We start from the raw sequence: 5692 nt of genomic DNA on the forward strand, positions 1-5692 counted from the left end.
AGTCATGACAGGGCCGTAACAAAAAAGGGGTGGGCATTGTACCTGTGTGGTGCCGGTTAAGTCCGGTTCCATTTTCACGGTGTCCGTATTCCCTGTGGGAGCTGGCTTGCCAGCGATGGCATCACCTCGGTGCATCTGTCAGACCGAGGCGTCTGCATCGCTGGCAAGCCAGCTCCCACAAGGGGCCATGGTGTGTCAGCCGTTACTGGAGCGCTGCTGGTTCTGCCGTAAACGCATATGCAGCAGCGGATACGGCTGGCCCATGCCATCGACTTCCGAGCGGCCGATCACTTCGAAGCCCTGCTTGAAGTAAAAGCCCAGCGCCTGGGGGTTCTGTTCGTTGACGTCGAGTTCATCGGCGTTCAGGTGTTGCATGGCGTAGGTGAGCAGTTTTTTGCCCAGGCCCTGGCCCCGATGGGCGGGATCAATGAACAGCATCTCGATCTTGCCCGCCGCGACCCCGGCGAACCCGGTGATGCGCTGCTGAGCGTCCTTGGTGCAGATCAGCATCACCGCATCGAGGTAGCGGGTCAGCACCAGATTGCGCAGCAGCTCGATGTAGCTGTCCGGCAGAAAATCATGGGTCGCGCGGACCGAGGCCTCCCAGACCCGGGTCAGTTCCTGGTAATCGCTGAGTTTCGGCGTATGGATGACCGAATGCTGGCGCATGCCCGTCTGCCTCTTCTAATGTGGATAAGCGGGAGTCCTTCCCCCAGCAAACGATAGCCGTAAAAAAGCCCCGCATCTCGTAAAAAAGAGCGGGGCTTTGTGTATTTGTTGCGGTGTCTGGCTGGCTATTTCTGTCGTCAGCAAGATCTCTCCCCCTCACCCCAACCCTCTCCCCCAGAGGGGGCGAGGGGGAAGGGAGCTGATCTTCGTGCTGTTCAAAACCTGAGTTCGACTCGAACGTTCAGGTCGGTGCAGCTCGCAAGAACACCTCAATCAGTCCCCTCTCCCCCAGAGGGGGCGAGGGGGAAGGGAGCTGATCTTCGTGCTGTTCAAAACCTGAGTTCGACTCGAGCGTTCAGGTCTGTGCAGCTCGCAAGAACACCTCAATCAGTCCCCTCTCCCTCTGGGAGAGGGCTAGGGTGAGGGGCTTTTGACGTTCAGATCAGATCTGCTCAGCCCACAAATCGTATTCGTCAGCATCAGTCACTTTGCACCAGACCTTGTCGCCCGGCTTGAGGTTGCTGCCGTTGTCGATGAACACGTTGCCGTCGATTTCCGGGGCGTCGAAGAAGCAGCGGCCCACTGCGCCTTGCTCGTCGACTTCGTCCACCAGCACTTCGATCTCGCGGCCGATGCGCATCTGCAGGCGTGCCGAGCTGATCGCTTGCTGGTGCGCCATGAAGCGCTCCCAACGATCCTGCTTGACGTCGTCCGGGACCACTTCCAGGTCCAGATCGTTGGCGGGTGCGCCGTCTACCGGCGAGTACTGGAAGCAGCCGACACGGTCGAGCTGGGCTTCGGTCAGCCAGTTCAACAGGTACTGGAAGTCTTCTTCGGTTTCGCCCGGGAAGCCGACGATGAAGGTCGAACGGATAATCAGGTCCGGGCAGATTTCGCGCCAGTTCTTGATCCGCGCCAGAGTTTTGTCTTCGAACGCCGGGCGTTTCATTGCCTTCAGCACTTTCGGGCTGGCGTGCTGGAACGGGATGTCCAGGTACGGCAGGATCTTGCCGGCGGCCATCAGCGGGATCAGCTCGTCAACGTGCGGGTACGGGTAAACGTAGTGCAGACGCACCCAGACGCCGAGGGTGCTCAGCGCTTCACAGAGTTCGGTCATGCGGGTTTTCACCGGCGCGCCGTTCCAGAAACCGGTGCGGTATTTCACATCAACGCCGTAGGCGCTGGTGTCTTGCGAGATCACCAACAGCTCTTTGACGCCGGACTTGACCAGACGCTGGGCTTCGTCGAGCACGTCGCCGACCGGACGGCTGACCAGTTTGCCGCGCATCGACGGGATGATGCAGAAGCTGCAGCTGTGGTTGCAGCCTTCGGAAATTTTCAGGTAGGCGTAGTGGCGCGGCGTCAGCTTGATGCCTTGCGGCGGCACCAGGTCGATCAGCGGGTTGTGATCCTGACGCGGCGGCACGACTTCGTGCACGGCATTGACCACTTGCTCGTATTGCTGCGGACCGGTCACGGCCAGCACGCTCGGGTGTACGTCGCGGATATTGCCTTCTTCCACGCCCATGCAACCGGTGACGATCACCTTGCCGTTTTCCTTGATCGCTTCACCGATCACTTCCAGCGATTCAGCCTTGGCCGAGTCGATGAAACCGCAGGTGTTGACCACCACGACATCGGCGTCCTGATAGGTGGACACCACGTCATAGCCTTCCATGCGCAGCTGGGTCAGGATGCGCTCGGAGTCGACCAGTGCTTTCGGGCAACCCAGAGATACGAAGCCAACCTTGGGATTGGCCGGCGCAGGAGTGGTGGACATGTCTAACCTCGGTGTTTTGTGACGTCGCTTGCCTAGTGTGGAAGCCGACGGATGGGCGCTTGAACGGCGCCTCTGATCAAAAAGTGCGCAATTCTAGCGGTGAGCAACGCACTTGACCAGCTTTATGCAGGGAAATACGACGAGTGCTGCGCTATGCTTCGCGCCGTTGAGCTTTACCAATTTTTTACAGTCAACAAAACGTCTGTAACAACGGGTAAAACAGCGCATGCTGCACCACAAAGCATAGTGCTTCATTCAAAGAAGCCGGTTCTGAGAAGTAGGAGTGTTGGATGGGTCAGGCAAGTAGTCAGGCGGCGGGCGCCGAGCATTCGGCTGCAAAACCGCTGAGCATGCTGGTCGCGGCAGTCGGGGTGGTTTACGGCGACATCGGCACGAGCCCGTTGTACACCCTCAAAGAAGTGTTCGCCGGTCATTATGGGGTGCCGGTCAATCACGACGGAGTCTTCGGGATTCTGGCGTTGATTTTCTGGTCGCTGATCTGGGTAGTCACGATCAAGTACGTGTTGTTCGTACTGCGCGCCGACAACCAGGGTGAAGGCGGGATCATGGCGCTGACTGCCCTGGCGCGACGTGCATCGAGCCGCTACCCGAAATTGCAGGCGGTGCTGGTGATTCTGGGGTTGATCGGTGCCGCGCTGTTTTACGGCGACAGCATGATTACCCCGGCCATTTCCGTGTTGTCGGCGGTCGAGGGTCTGGAATTGGCGTTTGATGGTCTGGAGCGCTGGGTGGTGCCGATGGCACTGGTCGTGCTGGTCGGGTTGTTTCTGATCCAGAAGCATGGCACCGATCGCATCGGCAAGCTGTTTGGCCCGGTGATGGTGGCGTGGTTTCTGGTGCTGGGCGGTCTGGGTGTCAGCGGGATCGTCAGACACCCTGAAGTGCTGAATGCGCTGAACCCGATCTGGGGTGTGCGGTTTTTCATAGTGCATCCGGGCATGGGGGTGGCGATTCTCGGCGCGGTGGTGCTGGCATTGACCGGCGCCGAAGCTTTGTACGCCGACATGGGCCACTTCGGTCGCAAGCCGATTGCCCGCGCCTGGCTGGCGCTGGTGTTGCCGGCGCTGGTGCTGAACTACTTCGGCCAGGGCGCCTTGCTGCTGGAAAACCCGGAAGCGGCGCGTAACCCGTTCTATCTGCTGGCGCCGAACTGGGCGCTGGTGCCGTTGGTGGTGCTGGCCACCCTGGCCACGGTGATCGCTTCGCAAGCGGTGATTTCCGGTGCGTTCTCGCTGACCCGCCAGGCGATTCAACTCGGCTACATTCCGCGCATGCACATTCAGCACACCTCCAGTGCCGAACAGGGGCAGATCTACATCGGTGCGGTGAACTGGGCGCTGATGGTCGGCGTGATCCTGCTGGTGATCGGCTTCGAATCCTCCGGCGCACTGGCGTCTGCCTACGGTGTGGCGGTGACCGGCACCATGCTGATCACCAGCATTCTGGTGGCGGCGGTGATCCTGCTGCTGTGGAAATGGCCACCGCTGCTGGCCGTGCCGATTCTGCTCGGCTTCCTGCTGGTCGATGGCATGTTCTTCGCGGCCAACGTGCCGAAGATCATTCAGGGCGGTGCGTTCCCGGTACTCGCGGGGATCGTGCTGTTCATCCTGATGACCACCTGGAAACGCGGCAAGGAGCTGCTGGTCGATCGTCTCGACGAAGGCGCGCTGCCGCTGCCGATCTTCATCAGCAGCATCCGCGTGCAACCGCCGCACCGCGTGCAGGGCACTGCGGTGTTCCTCACCGCACGCTCCGACGCCGTGCCGCACGCGCTGTTGCACAACCTGCTGCATAACCAAGTGCTGCACGAGCAAGTGGTGCTGTTGACGGTGGTCTACGAAGACATCCCGCGTGTGCCGCCATCGCGTCGCTTCGAAGTCGAGGCCCACGGCGAAGGCTTCTTCCGGGTGATCCTGCACTTCGGCTTCACCGATGAACCGGACGTGCCGCTGGCACTGAAGTTGTGCCATCTGGATGACCTGGACTTCAGCCCGATGCGCACTACCTACTTCCTCAGTCGGGAAACGGTGATCGCCTCGAAACTCGAAGGCATGGCCCGTTGGCGTGAAGCGCTGTTTGCGTTCATGTTGAAGAATGCCAATGGCAACTTGCGCTTCTTCAATCTGCCGTTGAACCGGGTGATTGAACTGGGGACGCAGGTCGAGATGTAGCTCTGCATCTACTGATAGCCCCCGTCAGCCTTGTGGCTGGCGGGGGCTTTTTTGTGGCTTTGTATAAACCCCACATTCACCGCAGACCCCGTTCTCACAAAGGGCCGTGGTGTTACCTGCGATCAGGCATGTCTTCAGATTCGGCATTGGCCCGCACAGATCGTGGCATCAGTGTCTGAATCACATCATCCAGCAAAGCCTTGCCCATCACCGTCAGGTAATGCGCAGCCCAGGCATGGCGGTCGGTGTCTTTGATGAAGGCCGCGTCCTCGGCGAAGGATTTGGCGAGGTATAGCAAGTCGGAGGATTGGGACAAGGCATCAATGATCGGGATGCCGGAGCGGACGTTGAAAAACGCTTGATCCGAGTGGTAGAGGAAGGGGGTGAAGCCGATGGTTTTAAGGTGTGCGAGTCCGTACAGATCAGTTTCGGTCATCGTGTTACTCCTTGGTTCGAAGTGCCGCGACTTTCGTTACCTCGCGAAAGGGAGGCAGCTGTACGCAGGGTGATAAACCGGGAACCGAGGAAAGGGGCACGCCCGCAGGCGTCCCACGCGCAGCTGCCATGACTTGATGGACGCGCTGTCGCGCTGGTTGCTCCGGGTTACCACACCTGATCGCTGAATGAGCCAGCGACGTCCGCAGAGTATCCCGTCGAAAAACAGCCCAATAGTGCAGCTAGCCGTTCAAATATGAGATTCGGAGTTTGCCTACAAGGTCTGTGGGCGCCATCCGATATTGCGAGACCAGGTGCAAGCGAATCTAAACGTCAGGCACGAAATGAACCCAGTGGGGGCGGGCTTGCTCGCGAAGGCGCAATGTCAGATTTACGCATCTGCTGGTTGATCCACCCCAATCGTGAGCAAGCCCGCTCACACATTGGTTTTTGGGTGTTCAGCGGCATGTAAAAAGCCCCCGCAACCCTAAGGCTGCGGGGGCTTTTCGTGTCGCCGGCTCAAATCACTCTGCCGGCTGATCCTTGCTCTGACGCTTCTCGATCAAGTCCACCAGACGCTTGGCCAGCGCCGGGTAGTTCTCGTCAAAGTGGTGGC

General features: G+C 59.6%; 4 protein-coding genes. 1 reads left to right on the plus strand and 3 read right to left on the minus strand.

The features are described 5' to 3' along the window. Positions 1 to 195: 195 nt before the first annotated feature. Both DBR24_RS11005 and rimO read right to left on the minus strand, forming a co-directional pair. Positions 196 to 669: a GNAT family N-acetyltransferase gene (locus DBR24_RS11005; protein WP_123465201.1), complete on the minus strand. Its 474-nt coding sequence runs from the start codon at positions 667 to 669 to the stop codon at positions 196 to 198. A gap of 442 nt (positions 670 to 1111) precedes the next feature. Further along, positions 1112 to 2449, minus strand: a complete 1338-nt coding sequence (gene rimO, locus DBR24_RS11010) for a 30S ribosomal protein S12 methylthiotransferase RimO (protein WP_003222282.1) — start codon at positions 2447 to 2449, stop codon at positions 1112 to 1114. Positions 2450 to 2799: 350 nt separating this feature from the next. Here rimO and DBR24_RS11015 point away from each other — a divergent pair, with 350 nt between their 5' ends. After that, positions 2800 to 4641: a potassium transporter Kup gene (locus DBR24_RS11015; RefSeq protein ID WP_371921269.1), complete on the plus strand. Its 1842-nt coding sequence runs from the start codon at positions 2800 to 2802 to the stop codon at positions 4639 to 4641. Between the two features lie 112 nt (positions 4642 to 4753). Here the strand turns inward: DBR24_RS11015 and DBR24_RS11020 are convergent, their stop codons facing one another. Beyond that, positions 4754 to 5077, minus strand: coding sequence for a DUF3077 domain-containing protein (locus tag DBR24_RS11020; RefSeq protein WP_123465205.1), 324 nt, complete (start codon positions 5075 to 5077; stop codon positions 4754 to 4756). Between the last annotated feature and the right edge of the window lie 615 nt (positions 5078 to 5692).

The sequence above is a fragment of the Pseudomonas sp. HMWF006 genome, from assembly GCF_003061205.1.
In the GTDB taxonomy this organism is placed as follows: domain Bacteria; phylum Pseudomonadota; class Gammaproteobacteria; order Pseudomonadales; family Pseudomonadaceae; genus Aquipseudomonas; species Aquipseudomonas monsensis.